Source organism: Dyella sp. ASV21 (assembly GCF_016428975.1).
In the GTDB taxonomy this organism is placed as follows: domain Bacteria; phylum Pseudomonadota; class Gammaproteobacteria; order Xanthomonadales; family Rhodanobacteraceae; genus Dyella.
On sequence record NZ_JAELTT010000018.1, the window covers coordinates 22,538 to 45,675 of the forward strand.

Here is a 23,138-nt window from a genome sequence, read left to right on the forward strand (position 1 = left end):
CCTCATAAAAGGCTGGAATTACTGCCAGATCACCGCCTTTCTCATTGATTCACAAGCAAAATTCCCTTGACAGTCTCAGGGGGCGAGACTATCGTGGGTTCCTGTGTGAAATCGTGGGAATTCGTGGAGCCTATCGGTCGTGTTCCAAGGCGAAACCGCTATCACCGTTGACGACAAAGGCCGGCTGGCCATTCCGACCGCGTATCGCGAGTTGGTGGCCGACGCCTGCGCCAATCGTCTGGTGATCACCTACAACCCCTTCGAGTCGGGCTGCCTGTGGCTGTTCCCGTACGCGGAGTGGGAGAAGGTGCGCGACCAGGTCAACGCGCTGTCCAAGGTCAAGGCAGCTCATCGCGATATGCAGATGAAGCTGGTGGGTGCCGCTGCGGTGGTCGAGCCCGACAGCGCCGCGCGCCTCTTGCTGCCGGCCAGCCAGCGCGCCACCACGGGTATCGAAAAGAAGGCGGTTCTGCTGGGTATGGGCAACAAGTTCGAGCTTTGGAGCGAACAGGCTCACCTGGCCAAGATCCGCCAGACCATCGGCGAAGACGAGATCACTGACGAGATGGCGGAGCTGTCGCTGTAACCGGCACCGGTTACGGCGCAGTGCAGTTAACGGGACGGGAGCGGGAGTGCGGCATGGCCAAGAGCCTGGATCCATGTTTCGAGTGGCTCGCGCCGGGAGCTGTTTGCACGCAAGGCAAGGAAGAGTGAGGGAGTGTATGTCGATACACAACCGAACGATGACCAAGCCTTGGGAGCTGACAGGCCCGGCCCTGTGGGTTGGCATGCTGTGGCAGTCATGCGGCAGCGCGCGGCTTGATCAGGAAACCACCCTGATCGGTGCCTCGCACTACCACCTGACAACGACAGCATGACAACGCGAACGACTCGAAACATGGAATCAGGCTCTCAGTTGGTGCACATCCCGGTGATGCTGGGTGAAGCAGTGGAGGGACTCGCCGTGCATGCAGGCGGGCGTTATCTCGATGGCACCTTTGGACGCGGCGGTCACGCCCGCGCCGTGCTGTCGCGCCTGGGCCCCGAGGGGCGCCTGTTGCTGATGGATCGCGATCCGCAGGCCATTGCCACCGCTAACGCGGAATTTGGCGATGACCCGCGTGTTTCCATCCGTCACGCCAATTTTTCCAGCATGGCCGAGTGGGACGAAACCGCGACTGGCCTCGACGGCATCCTGCTCGACCTGGGCGTGTCCTCGCCGCAGCTGGACGAAGCCGCGCGCGGTTTCAGTTTCATGGCGGATGCGCCGCTGGACATGCGCATGGATACCACGCAGGGCGAAAGTGCGGCCGACTTCCTGGCTCACGCCAGTGAGCGCGAGATTGCCGACGTGCTGTGGAACTACGGCGACGAACGTTTCAGTCGCAAGATCGCTCGCGCCATCGTCGAAGATCGCACCGAAAACCCGATCACCCGCACCGGCGAGCTGGCTGCGCTGATCGAGCGCGTGGTGGGCCGCCGCGAACCAGGCAAGCACCCGGCCACGCGCAGCTTTCAGGCGCTGCGAATTCGCGTGAATGGCGAGCTGGAGGCACTTGATCAGGCGCTCCAGTCGGCGCTGTCGCTGCTCAAGGTGGGCGGGCGTCTTTCCATCATCAGCTTCCACTCGCTGGAAGATCGCGCCGTGAAGCTGTTTATCCGCGATCACTCTGGCCGTGTGCAGGGTAGTCGCCGTGGTCCGCCGGTAGAGGCTGCGCCTGCGCGCCTGGCGCCGGTGGGCAAGGCTCAGTTTCCGTCCGAGGCCGAGCTGGCCGTCAATCCGCGCTCCCGCTCGGCGGTGCTGCGTGTGGCGGAGAAGCTTGGATGAAAGTCCTCGGCGGCCTCTTCATGCTGATCCTGGTCGCGGCGGTGCTGTGCAGCGCCATTGCCGTGGTCTGGACGCGCTATGAGAGCCGCGTGCTGTTTGTCGAGCTGACCCGCCTGCAGAACCAGCGCGATGAAATCAATGTCGAGTACGGCAAGCTGGAATTGGAACAGGCCACCTGGGCCGAGCCGCGTCGCGTGGATGACGAGTCGCGGCAAAAGCTGGGCATGGTCAATCCCAAGCCGCAAGACATCCAGCTGGTGCGTCGATGAAGTCGCGCCCGCGTCCGGCCCTCCACCCCTCCCGTCGCCGCAACGCCGGTCCCAGCGTCCGCAACCGCATGGTGCTGGTGGTGGCCGTGCTTGGCCTGGCCTCCTTGGGCCTGGTAGCGCGTGCGTTCGACATGCAAGTGGTGCGCAAGGGTTTCTACCAGAACCAGGCTGACGCGCGCATTCTTCGCGAGGTGCCGATTGCGGTGTCGCGCGGCACCATCTTCGACCGCAACGGCGAGCCGCTGGCGGTGTCCACCCCGGTGGTCTCGATCTGGGCCAATCCCGCCGAAGTACTGGACAACGAGAGCAAGCTGCCCGCCTTGGCCGCCGCCATCGGCATGGACGCGGATGCACTCAAGCAATACTTGGTGCAGCGATCGGAGCGCGAGTTCGTCTACCTCAAGCGCCAGATGTCGCCCGATGCGGCGCAGGCGGTGCTGGACCTCGCCGTGCCGGGCGTGAACGGGCAGCGTGAATTCCGCCGCTTCTATCCCTCCGGTCCGGTAATGGCGCATGTGTTGGGCTTCACCAATATCGACGACCATGGCCAGGAAGGCCTGGAGCTGGCCTTTGACGATTGGCTCGCCGGCAAGCCGGGTGCCAAGCGCGTGATCCGCGATCGCATGGGGCACGTGGTGGAAGACGTGGAGCTGGTGAAGGCGCCGCAACCGGGTCGCGACATCACGCTCAGCATCGATCGCCGCGTCCAGTTCCTTGCCTATAACGAATTGAAGAACACCATCGAGCAGTCCGACGCGGACTCCGGCTCCATGGTGATCATCGACGTGCGCACCGGCGAAATCCTCGCCATGGTGAACTGGCCAACCTACAACCCGAACGCGCTGCGTAGCAGCAGCCCGTCCAGCCGTCGCAACCGGGCGATGACCGACGTGGTGGAGCCGGGCTCCACCATCAAGCCGTTCGTGATGGCTGCGGCGTTGTCCAGCGGCAAATACACGCCGACGGGGCCGCTGATCGACACGGGTAACGGCCATTTCTATTACATCTCGCACGATATCCGCGATACGCATGCCTACGGCATGCTGTCGCCCACCGGCATCCTCGCCAAGTCCAGCAATATCGGCGCCGCCAAGGTGGCGATGACGCTGGATACCGGCTTGATGTACGACACCTATCGCGCTTTTGGATTTGGTTCCAGCACCAATAGCGGCTTCCCTGGCGAGGCCTCTGGCTACCTCAAGGCCGGCAAGGGCTGGGGCATGTTGGAAAAGGCCATTCTGGCTTATGGCTACGGCCTCAACGTCACGCCGCTGCAGTTGGCCAATGGCTACGCCACCATCGCCGATAACGGGGTGATGCATCTGCCCACTTTCGTGAAGGGCTCGGACAACGAAGCCAAGCAGATCGTCGATCCCAAGATCGCCAACGAATTGGTGCAGATGCTGGTGTCGGTGACCCAGCCGGGCGGCACCGCGGCACCGTATGCGTGGATTGCCAACTACGCCGTCGCCGGCAAAACCGGCACGGCCCACAAGGCCGCGGCCGGCGGCTATTCCAAGAACAATTACAGCGCCGCCTTCGCAGGCATCGTGCCGGCATCCAACCCGCGCATGGCAGCGGTGGTGGTGATCGACAATCCGAAGAAGGGCAGTTACTACGGCGCGCTGGTGTCCGGCCCCGTATTCGCCAAGGTCATGGATGGCGCCTTGCGCCTCATGGACGTGCCCCCCGACAACATCGGCCGCTGGTATGTCGGCGGACCGCTGCAAGGACAGAATGGTTTGATTGGCAACAAACAGCCCACCGTGGAAACGGTGGATGACGCACCGATCGAAGGCGCGACGCCATGAGCGCCCGCCTCGACCAATTGCTCCACGGCATCGCCGATACCCCTGGTGTCGGCGATATCGTCGTTTCGGGCCTCACGCTGGACTCGCGCCAGGTGCGCGCCGGCGACGCGTTTTTCGCGCTGCGCGGCACACGCGAGCACGGCATCCACTTTGCGCCGGGCGCGGTGGCGCGCGGTGCGCGGGTGGTATTGGCCGAGGCGCCGGCGACCGATGTGACGGAGCTGGATGTGCCCGTGCTGTGGATCGACGGCCTGCATAGTCAGGTTGGCGAGATAGCCGCGCGCTTTTTCGATCGACCCTCGGAAGCGCTGCACGTGATCGGGGTAACCGGTACCAACGGCAAAACCTCCACGGTGCAGCTGCTGGCCCAGGCGCTGGAGCATCTGGGTCATCGCGCCGCCACCATCGGCACGCTGGGTGCGGGCCTGCATGGGCAGATCAGCGAAGGTGAGCGCACCACGCCCGACGCCATCAGCGTGCAGGGCCTGCTTGCCTCATTCCGCGAGCAGGGCGCCAGCCATGTGGCGATGGAGGTGTCCTCGCACGCGCTGGAACAAGGGCGCGTGGCGTCGATGGCTTTCGAAGTGGCCGCGTTTACCAACCTCACCCGCGACCATCTCGACTACCACGGCAGCATGGAAGCCTACGGCGCGGCCAAGGCCAAGCTGTTCGCATGGCCGACGCTCAAGGCAGCGGCCATCAATATCGACGACGCCTTCGGTCGCACGCTCGCCACGCAGATGCCTGCCGGCAAGCGCGTGCTGCGTCTTAGCGCGGAGGGCGATGTCGCGGCGGAGATCCGCGCCACCGAGGTGGTCACTTCCGCCGAAGGGCTGGCCTTTACCCTGCACACGCCGTGGGGCACGCAGGCGGTGCGCAGCCGTTTGCTGGGGCGCTTCAACGTAGCCAACCTGCTGGCCGTGGTGGCTAGCCTGGGGGCACTGGGCGAATCGTTCCAGCGCATTGTCGAGGCGGTGGAGGCGCTGGCGCCGATCAATGGCCGCATGAATCGCCTGGGCGGCAACGATGGCCTGCCGCTGGTCGTGGTCGATTACGCTCACACCCCGGACGCGCTGGAGCAGGCGCTCAACGCACTGCGCTCGCACTGCGAGGGTCGCCTGATCTGCGTGTTCGGCTGCGGCGGCGAGCGCGATGCAGGCAAGCGTCCTCAGATGGGCGCCATTGCCGAGCGTCTAGCCGACCGCATCATCGTGACCGACGACAACCCGCGCGGGGAAGACGGCGACACCATCGTCGCCCAGATTGTCGCTGGCCTGGCGCACCCGCGGGATGCCATCGTGCAGCGCGACCGCGCCGAGGCGATCCAGCAAGCCCTCGCTGCCGCGCAGGCAGGCGACGTGGTGCTGATCGCCGGCAAGGGGCATGAAACCTATCAGGAGGGCGCGCAAGGCAAGCGTCCGTTCGATGACCTGGCGGTCGCCCGTCACGCGCTGGAGGTGCACGCATGATGCGCCTGAGCGCCATTGCCCTGTGGACTCGTGGTCGCCTGATCGGCACGGACGTGGAAGCCAGCGGCGTCGCCATCGACACGCGCAAGCTGCAGCCGGGCAACCTGTTCGTTGCCATCAAGGGCGAGCGCGTGGATGGGCACGATTTCCTCGCCGAAGCCAAGGCGCGCGGTGCAGTGGCTGCGCTGGTCACGCGCAAGGTGGATTTCGACCTGCCGCAAGTGCTGGTGGACGATAGCGAGCTTGCCCTGGGCGATCTGGCCAGTGCCGTGCGCGCGCAGGGCAATGTCCGGGTGATCGGCATTACCGGCTCCAACGGCAAGACCACGGTGAAGACACTGACAGCGTCCATCCTGTCGCGCCACGGCCGTACCCACGTCAACGCGGGCAACTACAACAACGAGCTGGGCCTGCCGCTCACCCTGTTGGCGATGCCGCAGGACACCGAATACGCCGTGCTGGAGATGGGCGCGGGCAAGCCGGGCGACATTGCTTATCTCGCTGCCATTGCGCGGCCCGATATCGGCCTCGTGAACACCATCGCGCCAGCGCATCTTGAGCGCATGGGTAGCGTGGAAGGCGTGGCCGAGACCAAGGGCGCGCTGTACCAGGCGCTGCCGGTGGATGGCGTGGCGATCATCAATGCGGACGATGCGTTCGCCAGTTTCTTCGCGGGCCTCGCCGGCACGCGTCGCCAGCTGCGCTTTGGGCTGGACCACAAGGCTGACGTGGGTGCGGACATCCTCGCCCAGCGTGTGGACGGCTCGCACTTTCTGCTGAGCACCCCAGTGGGCGATGCCGAAGTACAGCTGCCACTGGCGGGGCGCCACAACATTGCCAATGCGCTGGCGGCGGCATCGATTGCGTTGGCGCTGGATGTGCCGCTGGACACCATCGTGGAAGGCCTCGAACAGGTTCCCGGCGTGGCCGGACGACTGCAGTTCGAGCGCATGAGCGGCGGCTGGACACTGATCGACGACAGCTACAACGCCAACCCCGGCTCCGTCGGTGCGGCCATTGATACGCTGGCGCTGGCTTCGGGCGAGCGTTGGCTGGTGCTGGGCGATATGGCCGAACTGGGCGACAACGCCTCCGCCCTGCATGCGGGCATCGGCGAGCGCGCCCACCAGCGCGGCATCGATCGCCTGTTTGCGGTAGGCCCCCTGAGTGCCGCGGCGATCAAGGCCTTCGGCCAAGGCGCTGAGCATTTCAACGATAAGACGGCGCTGATCGCCGCGCTCCAGCAACACCTGCACGGCGGCGTCACCTGCCTGATCAAGGGCTCGCGCTCGTCGGGCATGGATCAGGTGGTCGCTGCACTTCGTAACAACAAGGCAAATGGGGAGGGCACATCCAATGCTGCTTGAACTCGCAGACTGGATGGCACGGCACTTCACCGCCTTGCACCTGTTCCAGTACATCACCTTCCGCACCATCATGGCCGCGCTCACCGCGCTGGCGATGTCGCTGTTGTTCGGTCCCAACCTCATCCGCAAGCTGGCTGATCTCAAGGCCGGCCAGGTGGTGCGCAAGGATGGTCCGCAGACGCATCTGTCCAAGGCCGGCACGCCGACCATGGGTGGCGTCATGATCCTGCTGGCGGTGACGCTGTCCACCTTGTTGTGGACCGACCTGCACAACCGCTACGTGTGGCTGGTGCTGGCGGTGCTGCTGTGCTTCGGCGTGATCGGCTTTTATGACGACTACAAGAAGCTGGTGCTGAAGGACAGCCGCGGTCTGGCCTCGCGCTGGAAGTATTTCTGGCAGTCCGTGTTTGGCCTGGCTGCCGCGCTGTTCCTCTATTACACCGCACCGCAGGCGACCGGCAGCCTGCCGGTCGCCGAGACGGCGCTGTACTTGCCGCTGTTCAAGCAGGTGGCCATTCCGCTGGGCATCCTGTTTGTGGTGGTTGCCTATTTCATGATCGTGGGCTTCTCCAACGCGGTGAACCTCACCGACGGCCTGGATGGCCTGGCCATCATGCCGACCGTGCTGGTCTCGGGCGCGCTGGGCATATTCGCCTACCTGGCCGGCAACAAGGTGTTCTCCGAATACCTCGGCATTCCCTCTATTCCGGGCGCGGGCGAGCTGGCGATTTTCTGTGGCGCGCTATCCGGCGCAGGCCTTGGCTTTCTCTGGTTCAACACGTATCCCGCCCAGGTGTTCATGGGCGATGTGGGCGCGCTCGCCATTGGCGCCGCGCTGGCGGCCATTGCCGTCATCGTGCGCCAGGAGATCGTGCTGCTGGTGATGGGCGGCGTATTCGTGATGGAAACCGCCTCGGTGATGATCCAGGTCGCCAGCTTCAAGATGACCGGCAAGCGCGTGTTCCGCATGGCGCCGATCCATCATCACTTTGAACTCAAGGGCTGGCCCGAGCCGCGTGTGATCGTGCGTTTCTGGATCATCAGCGTCGTACTGGTGCTGATTGGCCTCGCCACGTTGAAGGTGCGCTGATCATGCTCTTGGACACCACCCAGGCCAAGCGACGACAAGGACCCCGCGGCAGCTTCGATATGCCGCTGGTGGTTGCGCTCGTCGGTTTGGCCAGCATTGGCGTGGTGATGGTCACCTCCAGTTCCATTGCCGTGGCCGACAGCCAGCACATAGGCGCGTTCTACTTTTTGAAGAAGCACCTGCTGTTCCTCAGCCTGGGCATGGTGCTGGCGGGTATCGCCATGCGCACCGAGCTGAAGCTGCTGGAAAAGCATGCCTACCTGCTGCTTGGCGGTGCCGTGCTGTTGCTGTTGATGGTATTCGTGCCGGGTATCGGCATGCGCATCAACGGCGCGCGTCGCTGGCTGAACTTCTTGATCACCAGCTTCCAGCCGGTAGAGGCCGTGAAGCTGATCATGGTGGTGTACACCGCCAGCTACCTCATTCGTCACCGCGAGAGCGTGGAAACCTCGTTCTGGGGCCTGTTCAAACCGATCATGGTGGCCGGCATGTTCGTCGTGCTGTTGCTGCTGCAGCCGGACTTCGGCTCGGCCACGCTGATGATCGCAGTGACCATCGGCATGATCTGGCTGGGCGGCGCCAAACCGGTTTACCTGGGCCTGATGGGCCTGCCGGTGGTGGCGCTGTTGTGGTTCGTGGCGAAGTTCGAGCCGTATCGCATGCGTCGCCTCACCTCTTTTATCGATCCCTGGGCCGATCCGTTCAACGATGGTTTCCAGCTCACCCAGTCACTGATGGCCATCGGCCGTGGCGAGTGGACCGGCGTGGGCCTGGGTTCGAGCGTGCTCAAGCTCTCCTATCTGCCTGAAGCGCACACCGACTTCATCTTTGCGGTGATTTCCGAGGAACTTGGTCTGGCCGGCATCCTGCTGGTGATGGGCCTGTTCGCGCTGGCCGTGGGTCGCGGCCTCTACATGGGCCTGAAGGGTGTGGAGATGGGCCAGCGTTTCGCTGGCTATGTCGCGTTTGGCATCTCCTTGATGCTGGCCATGCAGACCATGGTGTCGATTGGCGTGAACCTGGGTGCGCTGCCGACCAAAGGCCTGACCCTGCCGCTGATCAGCTATGGCGGTTCGTCCATCGTGCTCACCTGCGCCATGGCCGGCGTGCTGCTGCGCACGACCTACGAAATCAATCGCGCCATGGACGCGCGCCAAATGGCTGCGCGCAACCCTGTCAACGCCGTGCCCGATGCCAATCCAGCAGTGGCTGGCGGGATGGTGACGCCATGAACGCGCCGGTGTTGATCATGGCCGGCGGTACTGGCGGACATATCTTCCCGGGCCTTGCCGTGGCCGAGGCGCTGCGTGCGCAGGGCGTGCCGGTCGTGTGGCTGGGTGCCGAGGGTGGCATGGAAACACGCGTGGTACCGGCGCATGGCGTGGAGCTGATCACCGTGCCGGTGGGCGGTTTGCGCGGTAAGGGCCTGAAAACGCGTTTGCTGGCGCCGCTGATGCTGGCGCGTGCCTTGCTCGCCTCGCTGCGTGTATTGCGCAAGGTCAAGCCGCGCAGCGTGCTCTCCATGGGCGGTTATGTGGCTGGCCCGGGCGGCGTGGCCGCGCGCCTTACCCGTCGCCCATTGCTGGTGCATGAGCAGAATCGCGTGGCCGGTTTCACCAATCGCAAGCTCGCCGCGCACGCTCAGCGGGTGCTGGCAGGTTTCAGCGATGCGTTGCCGGGTGCCGAATGGGTGGGCAATCCCGTACGTGGTGCCATTGCCTCGCTGCCGGCGCCCCGTGAACGCATGGCCGGTCGTAGCAGTCGTCCGCGCTTGCTGGTGCTGGGCGGCAGCCTGGGGGCGCGCGCGCTGAACCTGGCGCTGCCGCAGGCGCTGGCCTTGGTGTCGCCGACGCAGCGCCCGGACGTGCTGCACCAATGTGGCAATCGCGGCATTGACGAAGCGCGCGAAGCCTATGCCAAGGCAGGCGTCGAAGCGCAGATCGTGCCCTTTATCGAAGACATGGCCGGCACCTATGCCTGGGCCGACCTCGCGGTGTGTCGCGCCGGCGCGCTCACCCTGGCCGAACTCACCGCCGCGGGCCTGGGCGCTGTGCTGGTGCCGTTCCCGTATGCGGTGGATGACCACCAAACCCGCAATGCCGAAGCGCTGGTCGCCGCGCATGCGGCCGAGTTGATGCAGGAGAAGGATCTGGACGTACAGCAGTTGGCGCAGCGCCTGGAAGCGCTGCTGGAAAATCGCGAACGATTGATAGCGATGGGCGAAGCCGCCCGTACGCTCGCCAAGCCCGATGCGGCGGCGGTGATCGCGCGCGCCTGCGTGGAGGTGGCCGCATGACGCCGCGCCGCCTGCTCGCTCATGAAGACTTGATGACCACCTTCCGCCGCGTGCATTTCATTGGCATCGGCGGCGTGGGCATGAGCGGTATCGCCGAAGTGCTGCACAACCTTGGCTATGCCGTTTCCGGCTCGGACCGTGCCAACTCGGCCACCGCCCAGCGCCTGGCCCAGTTGGGTATCGAAGTGCACGTAGGCCACGCGGCCGAGCACATCGGCGATGCCGACGTGGTGGTTACCTCCAGTGCCATTCACGCGGACAACCCGGAGTTGGTCGCTGCCCGTGCGGCGCGCATTCCGGTGGTGCCGCGCGCGGAAATGCTGGGCGAATTGATGCGCTTCCGTCGCGGTATCGCCATCGCCGGTACCCACGGCAAGACCACCACCACCAGCTTGGCGGCCAGTGTGCTGGCCGAGGCCAATTACGATCCGACTTTCGTTATCGGTGGTCAGCTCAATGCCGCAGGCGCCAATGCGCGCTTGGGCACCGGCCAGTACCTGGTGGCCGAGGCGGACGAATCCGACGGGTCCTTCCTCATGCTCTCGCCGGTGATCGCGGCCGTCACCAACATCGACGCCGATCACCTGGAGAACTACAACGGCGACTTCGCCCTGGTGAAGAAGGCCTTCAGCGACTTCCTGCATCGCCTGCCGTTCTACGGTCTGGCCGTGCTGTGCATGGACGATCCGGAAGTGGCTGAACTGGCCAAGTCCACCACGCGCCGCGTGATGACCTACGGCATCGACACGGCGGACGCCGACGTGCGTGCGAGCAACCTTTCGCAGCATGGCTTCGAAATGCATTTTGACCTGTGGCTGCCGGGGCGCGCCGACGCGCTGCCCGTCAAGCTGAACCTGCCGGGGCGCCACAACGTGCTCAATGCGCTGGCCGCTGCCTCCATCGGTTGGCAGCTGGGCGTGGAGGCCGAGGCGATCGCGCGCGCGCTGCAAAACTTCCAGGGTGTGGGGCGCCGCTTCCACCGCCGTGGCGAGATCGCACTGGACAAGGGCACGGCGTTGCTTGTGGACGACTACGGCCATCACCCGCGCGAGTTGGCTGCCGTGTTCGCCGCGGCTCGCGGTGGCTGGCCGGATCGTCGCCTGGTGGTGGGCTTCCAGCCGCATCGCTATAGCCGCACCCGCGATCTGCTGGATGACTTTGCCAACGTATTGGCCGAAGCCGACGTGCTGGTGCTGACTGAAGTGTATGCCGCTGGCGAAACGCCGATCGCGGGCGCCGATGGGCGTGCCCTGGCTCGCGCGGTGCGCGCGCGCGGCAAGGTCGATCCCGTGTTGGTCGATCACCCGCGTGACCTCAAAGACACGCTGCCCGCGCTGCTGCGCGACGGCGATTTGTTGCTGCTGCTGGGCGCTGGCGACATCGGCGCGGCGGCGGTGGAACTGGCGCAGGCCGGTCAACTGAAGACGAGCAAAGCATGAGCAAGACCATCACCGATACCGCCCAGTTTGGCCGCGTCGCCGTCGTAATGGGTGGCAGCTCCGCCGAGCGCGAAGTGTCGCTGGACTCCGGCCGCAATGTGCTGGCCGCGCTCAAGGCGCGCGGCGTCGATGCGCATGCCATCGATGGCATCCCGGCGCTTCTCGATGCCGTGCGCGCAGGCCACTTCGCCCGCGTGTTCAACATCCTGCACGGCGGTGGCGGCGAGAACGGCGAACTGCAGGGCGCGCTGCAAGCGCTGCGCATTCCCTTTACCGGTTCGGGCGTGCTGGGCTCAGCGCTTTCGCTGGACAAGATTCGCGCCAAGCTGGTGTGGCAGGCGCTGGGTTTGCCCACGCCGCGCTTCAAGGCACTGCCGCGCGGCGCCGATGTGCACGCCGCCGCACGCGAGATCGGTTTTCCCCTGATCGTGAAGCCCGCCTGGGAAGGCTCCAGCGTGGGTGTCACCCGCGTGTTCAAGGAAGCCGACCTGGATGAGGCGGTGGCGCTGGCCCATCGCTACCCGGGCGACCTGCTGATGGAAACGCTGATCGAAGGCGGTGAGTACACCGTGGGCGTGCTCGATCGCCAGGTGCTGGCCACCATCAACATCGTACCCACGGGCGAGTACTACGATTACAACGCCAAGTACATCGCCGAAGACACCCGATACATCTGTCCGGGCCTTGAGGGCGAAGCCGAGCGCGAGATGCAGGCATTGGCGCTGCGCGCGTTCGATGCGCTGGCCTGCTCGGGCTGGGGCCGTGTGGACATCATGCGCGACCGCGAGGGCCGCAACTGGCTCTTGGAAGTGAATACCGCGCCGGGCATGACCTCCCATTCGCTGGTGCCCAAGGCTGCCGCGGCAGCCGGCATCGATTACGAGACGCTGTGCTGGCGCGTGCTGGAAACCAGTTTCCGGGAGGACGCGTGAGGGGAACCATCCGCCTCGTTGCCTGGGTTCTGGCCATCGCGCTCGTGGCGCTGCCGATCGTCGGCGTGCTGCGCGGATGGTTTGCGGCCAATCGCTGGCCGGTGACCCAGTTGACGGTGCAAGCCGAGTTCAAGCATGTGACGCCGGACGAACTCCGTGCGGTCGTCATGCCGCGTCTCGGCAAAGGGTTCTTTGCGCTCGACCTGGATGGCGTACAGAAGGCCGTGGCCGCGCTGCCGTGGGTGGAGTCGGTGGAAGCGCGCAAGCGCTGGCCCGATACGTTGATCCTGCGCATCTACGAGCGTCAGCCGTTTGCACGCTGGAACGACGACAAGCTGATCAGCCGTCAGGGTCTGGTGTTCCAGGTGCCCGATACGGAAGCCAACACCGATTTGCCGAATCTGCACGGCCCCGACGCGCGTCTGGCCGAGGTGGTGAGCTTCTACGCGGAGACGCAAAAGGCGTTCGCCAACACGCACCTGAAAATTACCGGCGTCGCGCTGACCGAGCGCGGCAGCTGGAGTCTCACCACGAGCAGCGGCGCGCAGATCGTCGTGGGCGACCGCGACCAGGCCGGGCGCCGTCTGCGTCGCTTCCTCGATGTTTATCCGCAGCTGATGGCAGGCCACGCCGATGGTTTTGCCTATGCCGATCTTCGTTACACCAATGGATTTGCCGTTCGATGGCCGCCCCAGGCGAGCACCGTGAACGCTGGAGGCTCACCCCGCACATGAAGACCAAGAACGACAAGCAACTGGTGGTCGGCCTCGACATCGGCACCTCGAAAGTGGTGGCGATTGTGGGCGAGTACGAGCCAGGCGAACCGATCGAAGTGATCGGCATCGGCACGCACGTTTCGCGCGGCATGAAGCGCGGCTCGGTGGTGGATATCGAATCCACCGTGCACTCGATTCAGCGCGCGGTGGAAGAAGCCGAGCTGATGGCTGGTTGCGACATCCGCTCGGTGTATGCCTCGATCTCCGGCAGCCACCTGGAAACCAAGAACTCGCATGGCACCGCGGCCATCCGCGACCGCGAAGTGACCCCGGGCGATCTGGAGCAGGTACTGGAGGCGGCCAGTGCCGTGGCCATTCCGGCCGACCGCAAGGTTCTCTATAAGGAGTCGCAGGAATACCGCATCGATGGCCAGGACGGCATCCGCTCGCCGGTAGGTATGAGTGGCGTGCGCCTGGAGGCGAGCGTGCACCTGGTCACCGGTGCTGCCGCCGCCGTGCAGAACATCAGCAAGTGCATCCAGCGCTGTGGTCTCACCGTGGACGAACTGGTGCCCTCCGCGGTGGCCAGCGCCAAGTCGGTGCTAACCGACGACGAGCGCGAACTGGGCGTATGCCTGGTCGATATCGGTGCGGGCACCACCGACATCTCCATCTACACCCAGGGCGCGATCCGCTATACCAAGTCGTTGCCGGTGGGCGGTGACCAGGTCACCAACGACATCGCCTACGGCGTGCACACGCCGACGGCGCATGCCGAGGAGATCAAGATCAAATATGCCTGCGCGCTGGCGCAGCTGGCGCATGCCGAGGAAACCATCCAGGTGCCCAGCGTGGGCGATCGCCCGCCGCGCCGCCTGGCGCGCCAGTCGCTGGCGCAGTCGGTGCAGGCGCGCTACGAGGAAATCTTCGAAATGGTGCAGGACGAGCTGCGCCGCTCCGGTTACGAAAGCCTGGTAGCGGCCGGCGTGGTGCTCACCGGGGGCGCTTCGCGCATGGAAGGTGCGCTGGAACTGGCCGAGGAGATTTTCCACAAGATGGTGCGCATTGGCGTGCCGCAGCACGTGAGTGGCCTGGGCGAAGTCGTCACCAATCCGCTGCATTCCACGGGCGTGGGCCTGCTGTTGCACGGCTCGCGTGCGGGCGGCGTGCGCATGAACGGCTCCACCGGCGGCAGTGTCGGTGGCTTGGTCGACAAGTTGCGCGGCTGGATTACCAAGAATTTCTGATTTGGGTGGGGCAGGAAGCCTCGCCATGGACGAAGGGATGTTCGTCCGCCACCAAGGGGCGACAGGAACGTCGACACCTGCGGTTACAACGACAACGATGCTCTACGGAGGACGGGAAATGTTTGAACTGATCGAAAAACTCGCACCGAATGCAGTAATCAAGGTCATCGGCGTGGGCGGCGGCGGCGGTAACGCCGTGGCGCACATGCTTAACGCAAACATCGAGGGCGTCGAGTTTGTCGTCGCCAACACCGACGCGCAGGCCATGAAGACCTGTGGTTCGCGTACGCACCTGCAGTTGGGTGCCAATGTGACCAAGGGCCTGGGAGCGGGCGCCAACCCGGAAGTGGGCCGTCAGGCCGCACTGGAAGACCGCGAGCGCATCGAAGAGATGCTGGCGGGCGCGGACATGGTGTTCATCACGGCCGGCATGGGCGGTGGCACCGGTACGGGTGCGGCACCGGTGGTGGCTCAGCTGGCCAAGGAAAAGGGCATTCTCACGGTGGCCGTGGTCACCAAGCCGTTCCCGTTCGAGGGCCGTCGCCGCATGCAGGTGGCACTGAAGGGTATCGAGGATCTCTCACAGCACGTCGATTCGCTGATTACGGTGCCGAACGAGAAGCTGCTGTCGGTGCTCGGTCGTGAAGTGACCCTGCTCAATGCCTTCAAGGCCGCCAACGACGTGCTGCAGGGCGCCGTGCAAGGCATCGCCGACCTGATTACCGCGCCGGGTCTGATCAACGTCGACTTCGCCGACGTGCGTACGGTGATGTCCGAAATGGGCATGGCCATGATGGGTTCGGGCACAGCCCGTGGCGACGATCGCGCCCAGGCGGCGGCGGAAGCGGCCATCAACAACCCGCTGCTGGAAGACGTCAATCTCAACGGCGCCTGCGGCATCCTTGTAAACGTCACGGCCGGTCCGAACCTGACCATGCGCGAGTTCGATGAGATCGGTCGCGTGATTCACGACTTCGCCAGCGAAGACGCCACCGTGGTCATGGGCACCTCGCTGGATCCGGAAATGCAGGACGACGTGCGCGTCACCGTGGTGGCCACCGGCCTCAACCGTGCCGCGGCCCGTCAGCCGGTCCGCCCGGCGGCGACCCAGCAGGTGGAAATGCGCCAGCGTCCGCGTCCGGTCGTGCTGCGCACCGGCACGGGCAACGAAGTGGTCGATTACGCACAGCCGGAAACGACCACCACCAGCCGCGTCGAGGCCAGCGCAGCGGCAAAGAGCGCCGATCCCAGCTTCGATTACCTGGATATTCCGGCTTTCCTGCGTCGCCAGGCGGACTGAGAAACTGACAGGGCAATAAATTTTGAAGAAAAATTGAACAAAACGCCGGTTTCACTTGTCAGTGACAAAACGCGTACAAAGTCGCCTTGGCGATGGCGTGCGTGTGGGCCTTCCCCCGCGTGAGCGGGCTAGGTCAGCTGTCCTTGGCATCCGGCGTTAGTTCTTAGGTACGTAAGGCTTCACTGGCGTGCCTCAGGGATGACGCACGACCGGCGGGAATGAATCCCGCTGGTCCAGTGTCCCGCGCCGGATCCCGTCCCGGTGCGGGGCACTGCGTTACGTCTAAGGCATTGAAGATGTTAGGGAAATTACTGTTCACCCCATGAGTGAATTTCACTCGTGAATGAAAGGAACATGAAAGGGTGTACAGGATCTGTGGCGCGGATTGCCTTTTCACAGGTTAAGACTGTGTTAGCATCGCTCCCCTAATTTGGCTGCTGCCCCTTACAGGTACCAAAAAAATGATCAAGCAGCGTACGCTCAAGAACATCATTCGCGCCACCGGCGTCGGTCTGCATACCGGCGACAAGGTGTACATGACGCTTCGCCCCGCTGCCCCGAATACGGGCATCGTGTTCCGCCGTACCGATTTGAATCCGCCCGTGGAGATTCACGCCCGCCCCGATAACGTGGGTGATACGCGTCTTTCCACCACGCTGGTCAATGGCGACGTCCGCGTCTCCACCGTCGAGCATCTGCTCTCCGCGATGGCAGGCCTGGGTATCGACAACGCCTATGTCGACCTTTCCGCGCCGGAAGTGCCGATCATGGACGGTAGTGCCGGCCCGTTTGTCTTCCTGCTGCAGTCGGCCGGCATTGAAGAACAGAACGTCGCCAAGCGCTTCATCCGCATCAAAAAGCCGATCAAGGTGCAGGAAGGCGACAAGTGGGCCAGCTTTGAGCCGTTCGAGGGCTTCAAGGTCGGCTTCTCGATCGAGTTCAACCACCCGATCATCAGCAAGCGCACTTCCAAGGCGGAGATCGATTTCTCCACTACCTCGTTCGTGAAGGAAGTGAGCCGCGCGCGCACCTTCGGCTTCATGCGCGATATCGAGATGCTGCGCGAGCACAACCTGGCGCTGGGCGGCTCGATGGACAACGCCGTGGTGCTGGACGATTACCGCGTACTCAACGAAGACGGCCTCCGCTATGAGGACGAGTTCGTCAAGCACAAGATCCTCGACGCGATCGGTGATCTGTACCTGCTGGGCCATAGCCTGGTGGGCGCCTACTACGCGCACAAGTCGGGCCACGAGCTCAACAACAAGCTGCTGCGCACCCTGATGGCCGACGCCTCGGCCTGGGAAGAGGTGAGCTTCGCGGACGATCCGGCCACCTCGCCGATCTCTTACGCCCACCCCGCGCAGGCCATCTGACGCCTGCCCGGACTGGCTAAGTCCCCGACAAATCTGAAAAAACAAATAAGCCGCGTCTTAAGGACGCGGCTTTTTGTTTTGTGATATATCTCTCCACTTGCATCGGCGGCGGTTCACGTACTGATGACTTCGGGGTCTGTCCGGTCCGTGGGGGCGTGGTATAACCCCTGCTGCTCCGGCCTTCGGGTCGGGTGGCGGAGGCGCCATCGATGGCATGGACGGTCAGGGTGCTTTAGACCTTGCCGTCGGGTTTGGAATCAGAAACTTCGGCGACGGACGCCAGCTCAAGGAACAGTTCCCGTAATTCGGGGTCTGTGGTGGATGCCGCGGCGGCTCTCAAGTGGGAGCCGGCGGCATGCGAAAGCGGTTTGGACCGATCCGGCACGATTTCTGTCGGCAAGGGGGGAGCCACTTTCACGGTGACTGAACTGGCGTACGTGCCTACGGCGCGTGCGGTCGCGAGGATTTGCGTCTGGAGTAGACGCAGCCGGGCGGCCAGAGCCGGTGAAGGCGCCAGAAAAATGAGGCGGCCGTCGCGCAGGTTGGCAAAACGAACCTGCTCGCGGAGTGGTGACGGCAGCGTCTGGCGCAGTGCGCGATCCAAAGCATCCAGCTCACGGGCCTTGCGAGCCAGTGCAGCAATGGGGCCGAACGCGGTGACGGCGGTAAGTCCCGAACCGGCGCGGCGATAGGGCTTTGAATTGTCGTGCTGCATGAGTGCCGACATCTTATGACGTAGAACAACATGCAGATAATACTTGTGTCTCGCACCAAAAAGGTGCCTAAAACCTTCAATCTCGCGGACCGGCGCTTGCGCTGGCGCTTGTTGGGACTGGCAGCCTTGGCGGTGTTGGGATGTGTGGGCCTGGGCGGCGCCCTCGCCATGGTGGTGGTCAGCCCGCACGACCGCGCCCTGTCAGAGATCCGTCGGCTGCATCAGCAGGTGCAGCAACAGGACCAGCAGCTAGCCGGCGTCCGCAAGGATGCCCAGCGCGACATCGATGCCCTGGCAGTGAAGCTGGGGCAGCTGCAGGCGCAATCGACCCGGTTGAACGCGCTGGGTGAGCGCCTTACCCAGGTTGGCAAGCTCGATGATGGTGAGTTCAATTTCGACCAGTCGCCCGCGGTGGGTGGTGTCGAGGACGGCAGCGATAACGGTTATGCACTGCCGCCCGCGCTCGATACCAGCATCAACCAGTTGGCCAACCAGTTCGATAGCCAGCAAGTCCAGCTTTCCGCGCTGCAGAGCCTGCTGTTGGACGCCAAGATCGAATCGAATCTCAAGCCCACCGGTATGCCTGTGGAGGGTTACATCTCCTCCTATTTCGGCGGTCGCCCCGATCCGTTCAGTGGGCATAGCGCGTACCACACCGGCCTGGACATCTCCGCGCCCACCGGTACGCCCGTGCGCGCCGTGGCCGAGGGCATGGTCACCTATGCTGGCGAACGCAGTGGCTATGGCGAGGTGATCGAGATCGATCACGGTAACGGCTATATGACGCGCTACGCCCACAACAGCAAGCTCGAAGTTCGACCCGGCCAGCGCGTGCATGTGGGCGATGTCGTGTCCGAGGCCGGCTCCACCGGCCGTTCCACCGGATCGCATGTGCATTTCGAGGTTTGGTACAAGGGGCGTGTGGTCAACCCCCTGGCTTTCGTAAAAAATCACCGCTGAAGCCCTTCTCAATGGCGTGCGCGACGCCCTTGAAAGGGGGCGTGCGAGCCGCCACACCAGCACAGAGACGATGCTCGGGGGGAGTCCGCGCTCCGTGCCGATGCGGCGGTATCGCATGCGGTGATGCCTGCAGGCGCCTGCGGCGGCAGGGCGTTTGGGATCGCCAGCCGACCCTAGTATCATCAATCCTTTCGTCCTGCCTGGCCTTGCCGAGCGGGCGGCTCATGAATCCTGATCCGGAAGATCAATGCTCAACCGTGCCCTGACGAGCCTTTTCGGTAGCCGCAACGAACGTGTGCTGCGCCAGCTCTCCAAGACTGTCGCGCGTATCAACGCGCTGGAACCCGAATTCGAGAAGCTGAGCGACGAGGCGCTGCGCGCCAAGACCGACGAGTTCAAGCAGCGTATCGCCGCTGGCGAGGCGCTGGACAAGATTCTGCCGGAGGCTTTCGCGGTAGTGCGCGAAGGCGCCAAGCGCGTGCTTGGCATGCGTCATTACGACGTGCAGATGATCGGCGGCATGGTGCTCCACTCGGGCCGCATTGCCGAAATGCGCACGGGTGAAGGCAAGACCCTGGTGGGCACGCTGCCGGTGTACCTCAACGCCCTGGAAGGCAAGGGCGTGCACGTGGTGACCGTCAACGACTATCTGGCCCGCCGTGACTCGGCCCAGATGGGCAAGCTTTATGGCTTCCTTGGCCTGACCACGGGCGTGGTGTGGCCCGGCATGGATCATGCCGACAAGCATGTGGCCTACGCGGCCGACATCACGTACGGCACCAATAACGAATTCGGTTTCGACTACCTGCGCGACAACATGGCGCTCAGCAAGGACCAGCGCTACCAGCGCGGCCTGCACTACGCCATCGTCGACGAGGTGGACTCCATCCTGATCGACGAAGCGCGCACGCCGCTGATCATCTCCGGCCCGGCCGAAGACTCCCCCCAGCTCTACATCGCGGTGAACAAGATCGTCCCGCAGATGATTCGCCAGGAGAAGGAAGACGGTACTGGCGACTACTGGGTCGACGAAAAGCAGAAGCAGGTGCACCTGTCCGAAGAAGGCATGTCGCACGCGGATGAACTGCTGCGCCAGGCCGGCGTGATCGATCCGGAAAGTGGCCTGTACGACGCCAAGAACCTGGCGGTGGTGCATCACCTTAATGCCGCGCTGCGCGCCAATGCCATCTATCACCGCGACGTCGACTACATCGTGCGCGATGGCGAGGTGGTGATCGTCGACGAATTCACCGGCCGTACCCTGCAGGGTCGCCGTTGGTCCGATGGCCTGCACCAGGCGGTGGAGGCCAAGGAAGGCGTGCCGATCCAGCGCGAGAACCAGACGCTGGCCACGGTGACCTTCCAGAATCTGTTCCGCATGTACAAGAAGCTGGCCGGCATGACCGGTACGGCTGACACGGAAGCCTACGAGTTCCAGCAGATCTACGGTCTGGAAGTGGTGGTGATTCCGACGCATCGCCCGATGATCCGCAAGGACAACCCGGACATGGTTTTCCTTGGGCAGCCAGCCAAATACCGCGCTGTGATCGAGGACATCAAGGATTGCCACAAGCGTGGGCAGCCGGTGCTGGTGGGTACCACCTCGATCGAAGTGTCCGAGCTGCTGTCCGATCTGCTGCGCAAGGAAAAGATCGCGCACGAAGTGCTCAACGCCAAGCAGCATGAGCGCGAAGCGCACATCGTGGCGCAGGCTGGTGCGCCGGGCTCGGTCACCATCGCCACCAACATGGCCGGCCGTGGTACCGATATCGTGTTGGGCGGCAGTCTGGAAGCGGCCCTTGCCGCGTTGCCGGAAACGGCCACCGATGCGGATCGCGCCAAGGCCAAGGCCGAATGGAAGCAGCGCCACGAACTGGTGCTCAGCGCCGGCGGTCTGCACATCGTGGGCACCGAGCGTCACGAGTCGCGTCGTATCGACAATCAGCTGCGTGGTCGTTCGGGTCGCCAGGGTGACCCGGGCTCCTCGCGCTTCTACCTCTCGCTGGAAGACAACCTGCTGCGTATCTTCGCCGGCGATTGGGTTGGCCGTTGGATGCGCATGTTCGGCATGAAGGAAGAGGACGCGCTGGAAGACCGCATGGTCAGCCGTCAGATCGAAAAGGCACAACGCAAGGTCGAGCAGCACAACTTCGATATTCGTAAGCACCTGCTCGAGTTCGATGACGTGGCCAACGACCAGCGCAAGGTGATCTACAGCCAGCGCGACGAACTGCTTGAAGTGGATGACGTCTCCGACACCATCGCCGATATCCGCGACGATGTGGTCACCGAGTTGGTGCGTCGCCACGTGCCGCACGACAGTGTCGACGAGCAGTGGGATATCCCTGGTCTCGATCGCGAGCTGGAAAGCGAGTTTGGCCTGACCTTGGATCTGCCCCACTGGATCGAGCAGCAGCATGAGGTCGACGACAAGATGATCGTCGAGCACGTGCGTGAGGCCGTGGAGCAGCTATTCAAGGCCAAGGAGCAGCAGATGGGCGCAGAGACCATGCGCCAGCTTGAGAAGCACATCATGCTCAGCGTGGTCGATAACGCCTGGAAGGAGCATCTGGCGAGCATGGATTACCTGCGCCAGGGCATCTATCTGCGCGGCTATGCGCAGAAGCAGCCCAAGCAAGAGTTCAAGCGCGAATCGTTCCAGTTGTTCTCGAGCATGCTCGATCGCATCAAGACCGAAGTGGTGCAGATGCTGGCCCGTGTTCGCGTGCGCAGCGAGGAAGAAGTCGCTGCCATGGAAGCCGAGCAGCAGCGCTTGGCCGAGCGCCTGCAGCGCCAGATGATGGCGAGCGGCGGCGGTGCGCCGACGGCGGCGTTGAACGCCGATCCGGAGTCGGTGGCGGCGGGCAGCATGGCCGCACCGGTGTCCGGCGCCCAGGATGGTCCGCGTGTTGGCCGCAACGATCCGTGTCCGTGTGGTTCGGGCAAAAAGTTCAAGCACTGCCACGGACAGCTGAGCTGATAAAAAGAAACCCCGCTTCGGCGGGGTTTTTCTTTGTGCGCCTCGGTACGCACGGGAGGCCGGGCTGCATCGCTGCGCGCAGCGTTAGTCGCCGCCCGGCATACGCTTGCGGTAGGGCTCGGCATCCACCGTGATGTACTGCAGGTCCTCGCTGTCCAGGCGCAATGCGGTGAGCTGGCCACCCCACACGCAGCCCGTATCGATGGCGTACACGCCCATGCCGGCCAAGCGGCCCAGTGCGGACCAGTGGCCGCACACGATGCGCGTTTCGCGTCGGCGCATGCCAGGGACTTCAAACCATGGATACATGCCCGGCTTCTGTGTGCCCGGGATGCCCTTGCTCTCGAAGTCGATGCGGCCTTGCACGTCGCAGTAGCGCATGCGCGTAAGCGTATTGATCGAGGCGCGCATGCGTTCGATCCCCTGCAGGCGGCTGTTCCATGCCGCGGGGCGATTGCCGAACAGGTTTTTGAGCAGGCGAGGATGACGCGGGCTGCCCAGTTCGCGTTCAATTTCGCCCGCCGAGCGTTGCGCCTGGCGCAACGTCCAAGACGGGGCGAGACCGGCGTGTACCATGGTCCAGTTGAGCTGCTCGTCGTGGTGCAGCAGCTTCTGCGAGCGCAGCCATTCCATCAGCACCGGCGCATCCTCGGCGAACAACACTTCGCGCAGCTCCGGATTGACCTTGGACTGTGCTTCGGGCCGGCGCTGCGCGATGGCCAGCAAGCTCAAGTCGTGGTTGCCCAGCGTTATCACCACCTGTTCGCGCAGCGTGTGAATCAGCCGTAGCGTTTGCAGGGACTGCCCGCCGCGATTAACCAGGTCGCCACAGAACCACAGGCGATCGCTGGCCGGGTCGAAGCGCAGTTTTTCGAGCAGGCGCTGGAGTTCGGGATAGCAGCCCTGCACATCGCCGATTGCGTACGTAGCCATCAGTGCAAGGTACGCGGAATGGACAGGGTGAAGGGTGGGATCGCCGCCTCGAAGTGCGTGCCGTCATCGGCCAGCATCTGGTAGCTACCCTGCATGATGCCGACGGAGGTTTCGAGCACCGCGCCGGAGGTGTACTCGTACTCGTCGCCGGGACGAATCCACGGCTGTTCGCCGACCACGCCGTCGCCCTTGACCTCCTCCACCTTGCCGTTGGCGTCGGTGATGATCCAATGCCGGGTCATCAGGCGCGCGGGGATGCTTCCTGCGTTGTGCAGGGTGATCGTGTAGGCGAAAACGTAGCGGTTGTCGCCGGGACGGGATTGGTCGGGGACAAAGCGGGGTTCGACCTGCACGTCGATCGTGTAGGAAGATCTTTCGTTCATGCCGCGATTGTACGGGTTGTGGCGCCG

General features: G+C 64.1%; 21 protein-coding genes. 18 read left to right on the forward strand and 3 right to left on the reverse strand.

Annotation, left to right across the window (positions count from 1 at the left end; translation table 11 throughout):
• Positions 1-139 precede the first annotated feature (139 nt).
• The 16 genes from mraZ to lpxC all read left to right on the forward strand — a co-directional run bounded on the left by mraZ (position 140) and on the right by lpxC (position 17,140).
• Positions 140-586 carry a division/cell wall cluster transcriptional repressor MraZ gene (gene mraZ / locus JHD67_RS08400; protein WP_199098722.1) on the forward strand — a complete coding sequence of 149 codons (447 nt, stop codon included), beginning with the start codon at positions 140-142 and terminating at the stop codon, positions 584-586.
• 136 nt (positions 587-722) lie between these two features.
• Positions 723-878, forward strand: coding sequence for a hypothetical protein (locus tag JHD67_RS08405; RefSeq protein ID WP_199098723.1), 156 nt, complete (start codon positions 723-725; stop codon positions 876-878).
• Between the two features lie 20 nt (positions 879-898).
• On the forward strand, positions 899-1,828 hold the full coding sequence (gene rsmH, locus JHD67_RS08410) for a 16S rRNA (cytosine(1402)-N(4))-methyltransferase RsmH (RefSeq protein WP_199098724.1): 930 nt from the start codon (positions 899-901) through the stop codon (positions 1,826-1,828).
• Positions 1,825-2,097 (forward strand): cell division protein FtsL, encoded by a 273-nt coding sequence (ftsL, locus tag JHD67_RS08415; RefSeq protein ID WP_199098725.1) that lies wholly within the window; start codon positions 1,825-1,827, stop codon positions 2,095-2,097. Before rsmH ends, ftsL begins: the two co-directional genes overlap by 4 nt.
• Complete coding sequence (locus tag JHD67_RS08420; RefSeq protein WP_233171738.1) at positions 2,094-3,908, forward strand: penicillin-binding protein 2; 1,815 nt, start codon at positions 2,094-2,096, stop codon at positions 3,906-3,908. Before ftsL ends, JHD67_RS08420 begins: the two co-directional genes overlap by 4 nt.
• Positions 3,905-5,377, forward strand: coding sequence for a UDP-N-acetylmuramoyl-L-alanyl-D-glutamate--2,6-diaminopimelate ligase (locus JHD67_RS08425; RefSeq protein WP_199098726.1), 1,473 nt, complete (start codon positions 3,905-3,907; stop codon positions 5,375-5,377). The genes JHD67_RS08420 and JHD67_RS08425 overlap by 4 nt, the downstream gene beginning before the upstream one ends.
• Positions 5,374-6,744, forward strand: a complete 1,371-nt coding sequence (gene murF / locus JHD67_RS08430) for a UDP-N-acetylmuramoyl-tripeptide--D-alanyl-D-alanine ligase (protein WP_199098727.1) — start codon at positions 5,374-5,376, stop codon at positions 6,742-6,744. Before JHD67_RS08425 ends, murF begins: the two co-directional genes overlap by 4 nt.
• On the forward strand, positions 6,734-7,834 hold the full coding sequence (gene mraY, locus JHD67_RS08435) for a phospho-N-acetylmuramoyl-pentapeptide-transferase (RefSeq protein ID WP_199098728.1): 1,101 nt from the start codon (positions 6,734-6,736) through the stop codon (positions 7,832-7,834). Before murF ends, mraY begins: the two co-directional genes overlap by 11 nt.
• Before the next feature lie 2 nt (positions 7,835-7,836).
• Complete coding sequence (gene ftsW / locus JHD67_RS08440; RefSeq protein WP_199098729.1) at positions 7,837-9,066, forward strand: putative lipid II flippase FtsW; 1,230 nt, start codon at positions 7,837-7,839, stop codon at positions 9,064-9,066.
• Positions 9,063-10,130 carry an undecaprenyldiphospho-muramoylpentapeptide beta-N-acetylglucosaminyltransferase gene (gene murG / locus JHD67_RS08445; RefSeq protein WP_199098730.1) on the forward strand — a complete coding sequence of 356 codons (1,068 nt, stop codon included), beginning with the start codon at positions 9,063-9,065 and terminating at the stop codon, positions 10,128-10,130. The genes ftsW and murG overlap by 4 nt, the downstream gene beginning before the upstream one ends.
• Positions 10,127-11,569 carry a UDP-N-acetylmuramate--L-alanine ligase gene (gene murC, locus JHD67_RS08450; protein ID WP_199098731.1) on the forward strand — a complete coding sequence of 481 codons (1,443 nt, stop codon included), beginning with the start codon at positions 10,127-10,129 and terminating at the stop codon, positions 11,567-11,569. The genes murG and murC overlap by 4 nt, the downstream gene beginning before the upstream one ends.
• Complete coding sequence (locus tag JHD67_RS08455; RefSeq protein WP_199098732.1) at positions 11,566-12,501, forward strand: D-alanine--D-alanine ligase; 936 nt, start codon at positions 11,566-11,568, stop codon at positions 12,499-12,501. Before murC ends, JHD67_RS08455 begins: the two co-directional genes overlap by 4 nt.
• The gene (locus tag JHD67_RS08460; RefSeq protein ID WP_199098733.1) at positions 12,498-13,235 is read left to right on the forward strand and encodes a cell division protein FtsQ/DivIB; all 738 of its coding nucleotides are present in this window, start codon (positions 12,498-12,500) and stop codon (positions 13,233-13,235) included. The genes JHD67_RS08455 and JHD67_RS08460 overlap by 4 nt, the downstream gene beginning before the upstream one ends.
• Complete coding sequence (gene ftsA, locus JHD67_RS08465; protein ID WP_199098734.1) at positions 13,232-14,464, forward strand: cell division protein FtsA; 1,233 nt, start codon at positions 13,232-13,234, stop codon at positions 14,462-14,464. Before JHD67_RS08460 ends, ftsA begins: the two co-directional genes overlap by 4 nt.
• 118 nt (positions 14,465-14,582) lie before the next feature.
• A complete protein-coding gene (gene ftsZ / locus JHD67_RS08470; RefSeq protein ID WP_199098735.1) occupies positions 14,583-15,764 on the forward strand; it encodes a cell division protein FtsZ in 1,182 nt (393 codons plus the stop codon).
• Between the two features lie 461 nt (positions 15,765-16,225).
• Complete coding sequence (gene lpxC / locus JHD67_RS08475) at positions 16,226-17,140, forward strand: UDP-3-O-acyl-N-acetylglucosamine deacetylase (protein ID WP_199098736.1); 915 nt, start codon at positions 16,226-16,228, stop codon at positions 17,138-17,140.
• Positions 17,141-17,372: 232 nt separating this feature from the next.
• Here lpxC and JHD67_RS08480 read toward each other — a convergent pair whose 3' ends face one another.
• A complete protein-coding gene (locus JHD67_RS08480) occupies positions 17,373-17,855 on the reverse strand; it encodes a DUF721 domain-containing protein (RefSeq protein ID WP_199098737.1) in 483 nt (160 codons plus the stop codon).
• Positions 17,856-17,885: 30 nt separating this feature from the next.
• Between JHD67_RS08480 and JHD67_RS08485 the strand changes: the two genes are divergently transcribed.
• Together JHD67_RS08485 and secA are read left to right on the forward strand one after the other, a co-directional pair.
• Complete coding sequence (locus JHD67_RS08485; protein WP_199098738.1) at positions 17,886-18,815, forward strand: M23 family metallopeptidase; 930 nt, start codon at positions 17,886-17,888, stop codon at positions 18,813-18,815.
• Between the two features lie 247 nt (positions 18,816-19,062).
• Positions 19,063-21,795, forward strand: coding sequence for a preprotein translocase subunit SecA (gene secA / locus JHD67_RS08490; protein ID WP_199098739.1), 2,733 nt, complete (start codon positions 19,063-19,065; stop codon positions 21,793-21,795).
• A gap of 84 nt (positions 21,796-21,879) precedes the next feature.
• On the opposite strand, the gene JHD67_RS08495 is transcribed toward secA, so the two are convergent.
• The gene (locus JHD67_RS08495; RefSeq protein ID WP_199098740.1) at positions 21,880-22,728 is read right to left on the reverse strand and encodes a symmetrical bis(5'-nucleosyl)-tetraphosphatase; all 849 of its coding nucleotides are present in this window, start codon (positions 22,726-22,728) and stop codon (positions 21,880-21,882) included.
• The gene (gene apaG / locus JHD67_RS08500) at positions 22,728-23,111 is read right to left on the reverse strand and encodes a Co2+/Mg2+ efflux protein ApaG (RefSeq protein WP_199098741.1); all 384 of its coding nucleotides are present in this window, start codon (positions 23,109-23,111) and stop codon (positions 22,728-22,730) included. Before apaG ends, JHD67_RS08495 begins: the two co-directional genes overlap by 1 nt.
• Between the last annotated feature and the right edge of the window lie 27 nt (positions 23,112-23,138).

Coding starts and splice junctions, on each gene's coding strand:
- murF (WP_199098727.1), top strand. CDS start 5,374: ATGATGCGCCTGAGCGCCATTGCCCTGTGGACTCGTGGTCGCCTGATC.
- ftsL (WP_199098725.1), top strand. CDS start 1,825: ATGAAAGTCCTCGGCGGCCTCTTCATGCTGATCCTGGTCGCGGCGGTG.
- ftsW (WP_199098729.1), top strand. CDS start 7,837: ATGCTCTTGGACACCACCCAGGCCAAGCGACGACAAGGACCCCGCGGC.
- murC (WP_199098731.1), top strand. CDS start 10,127: ATGACGCCGCGCCGCCTGCTCGCTCATGAAGACTTGATGACCACCTTC.
- lpxC (WP_199098736.1), top strand. CDS start 16,226: ATGATCAAGCAGCGTACGCTCAAGAACATCATTCGCGCCACCGGCGTC.
- mraY (WP_199098728.1), top strand. CDS start 6,734: ATGCTGCTTGAACTCGCAGACTGGATGGCACGGCACTTCACCGCCTTG.
- ftsA (WP_199098734.1), top strand. CDS start 13,232: ATGAAGACCAAGAACGACAAGCAACTGGTGGTCGGCCTCGACATCGGC.
- JHD67_RS08485 (WP_199098738.1), top strand. CDS start 17,886: ATGCAGATAATACTTGTGTCTCGCACCAAAAAGGTGCCTAAAACCTTC.
- murG (WP_199098730.1), top strand. CDS start 9,063: ATGAACGCGCCGGTGTTGATCATGGCCGGCGGTACTGGCGGACATATC.
- rsmH (WP_199098724.1), top strand. CDS start 899: ATGGAATCAGGCTCTCAGTTGGTGCACATCCCGGTGATGCTGGGTGAA.
- JHD67_RS08425 (WP_199098726.1), top strand. CDS start 3,905: ATGAGCGCCCGCCTCGACCAATTGCTCCACGGCATCGCCGATACCCCT.
- JHD67_RS08480 (WP_199098737.1), bottom strand. CDS start 17,855: ATGCAGCACGACAATTCAAAGCCCTATCGCCGCGCCGGTTCGGGACTT.
- JHD67_RS08405 (WP_199098723.1), top strand. CDS start 723: ATGTCGATACACAACCGAACGATGACCAAGCCTTGGGAGCTGACAGGC.
- secA (WP_199098739.1), top strand. CDS start 19,063: ATGCTCAACCGTGCCCTGACGAGCCTTTTCGGTAGCCGCAACGAACGT.
- JHD67_RS08495 (WP_199098740.1), bottom strand. CDS start 22,728: ATGGCTACGTACGCAATCGGCGATGTGCAGGGCTGCTATCCCGAACTC.
- apaG (WP_199098741.1), bottom strand. CDS start 23,111: ATGAACGAAAGATCTTCCTACACGATCGACGTGCAGGTCGAACCCCGC.
- JHD67_RS08420 (WP_233171738.1), top strand. CDS start 2,094: ATGAAGTCGCGCCCGCGTCCGGCCCTCCACCCCTCCCGTCGCCGCAAC.
- JHD67_RS08455 (WP_199098732.1), top strand. CDS start 11,566: ATGAGCAAGACCATCACCGATACCGCCCAGTTTGGCCGCGTCGCCGTC.
- ftsZ (WP_199098735.1), top strand. CDS start 14,583: ATGTTTGAACTGATCGAAAAACTCGCACCGAATGCAGTAATCAAGGTC.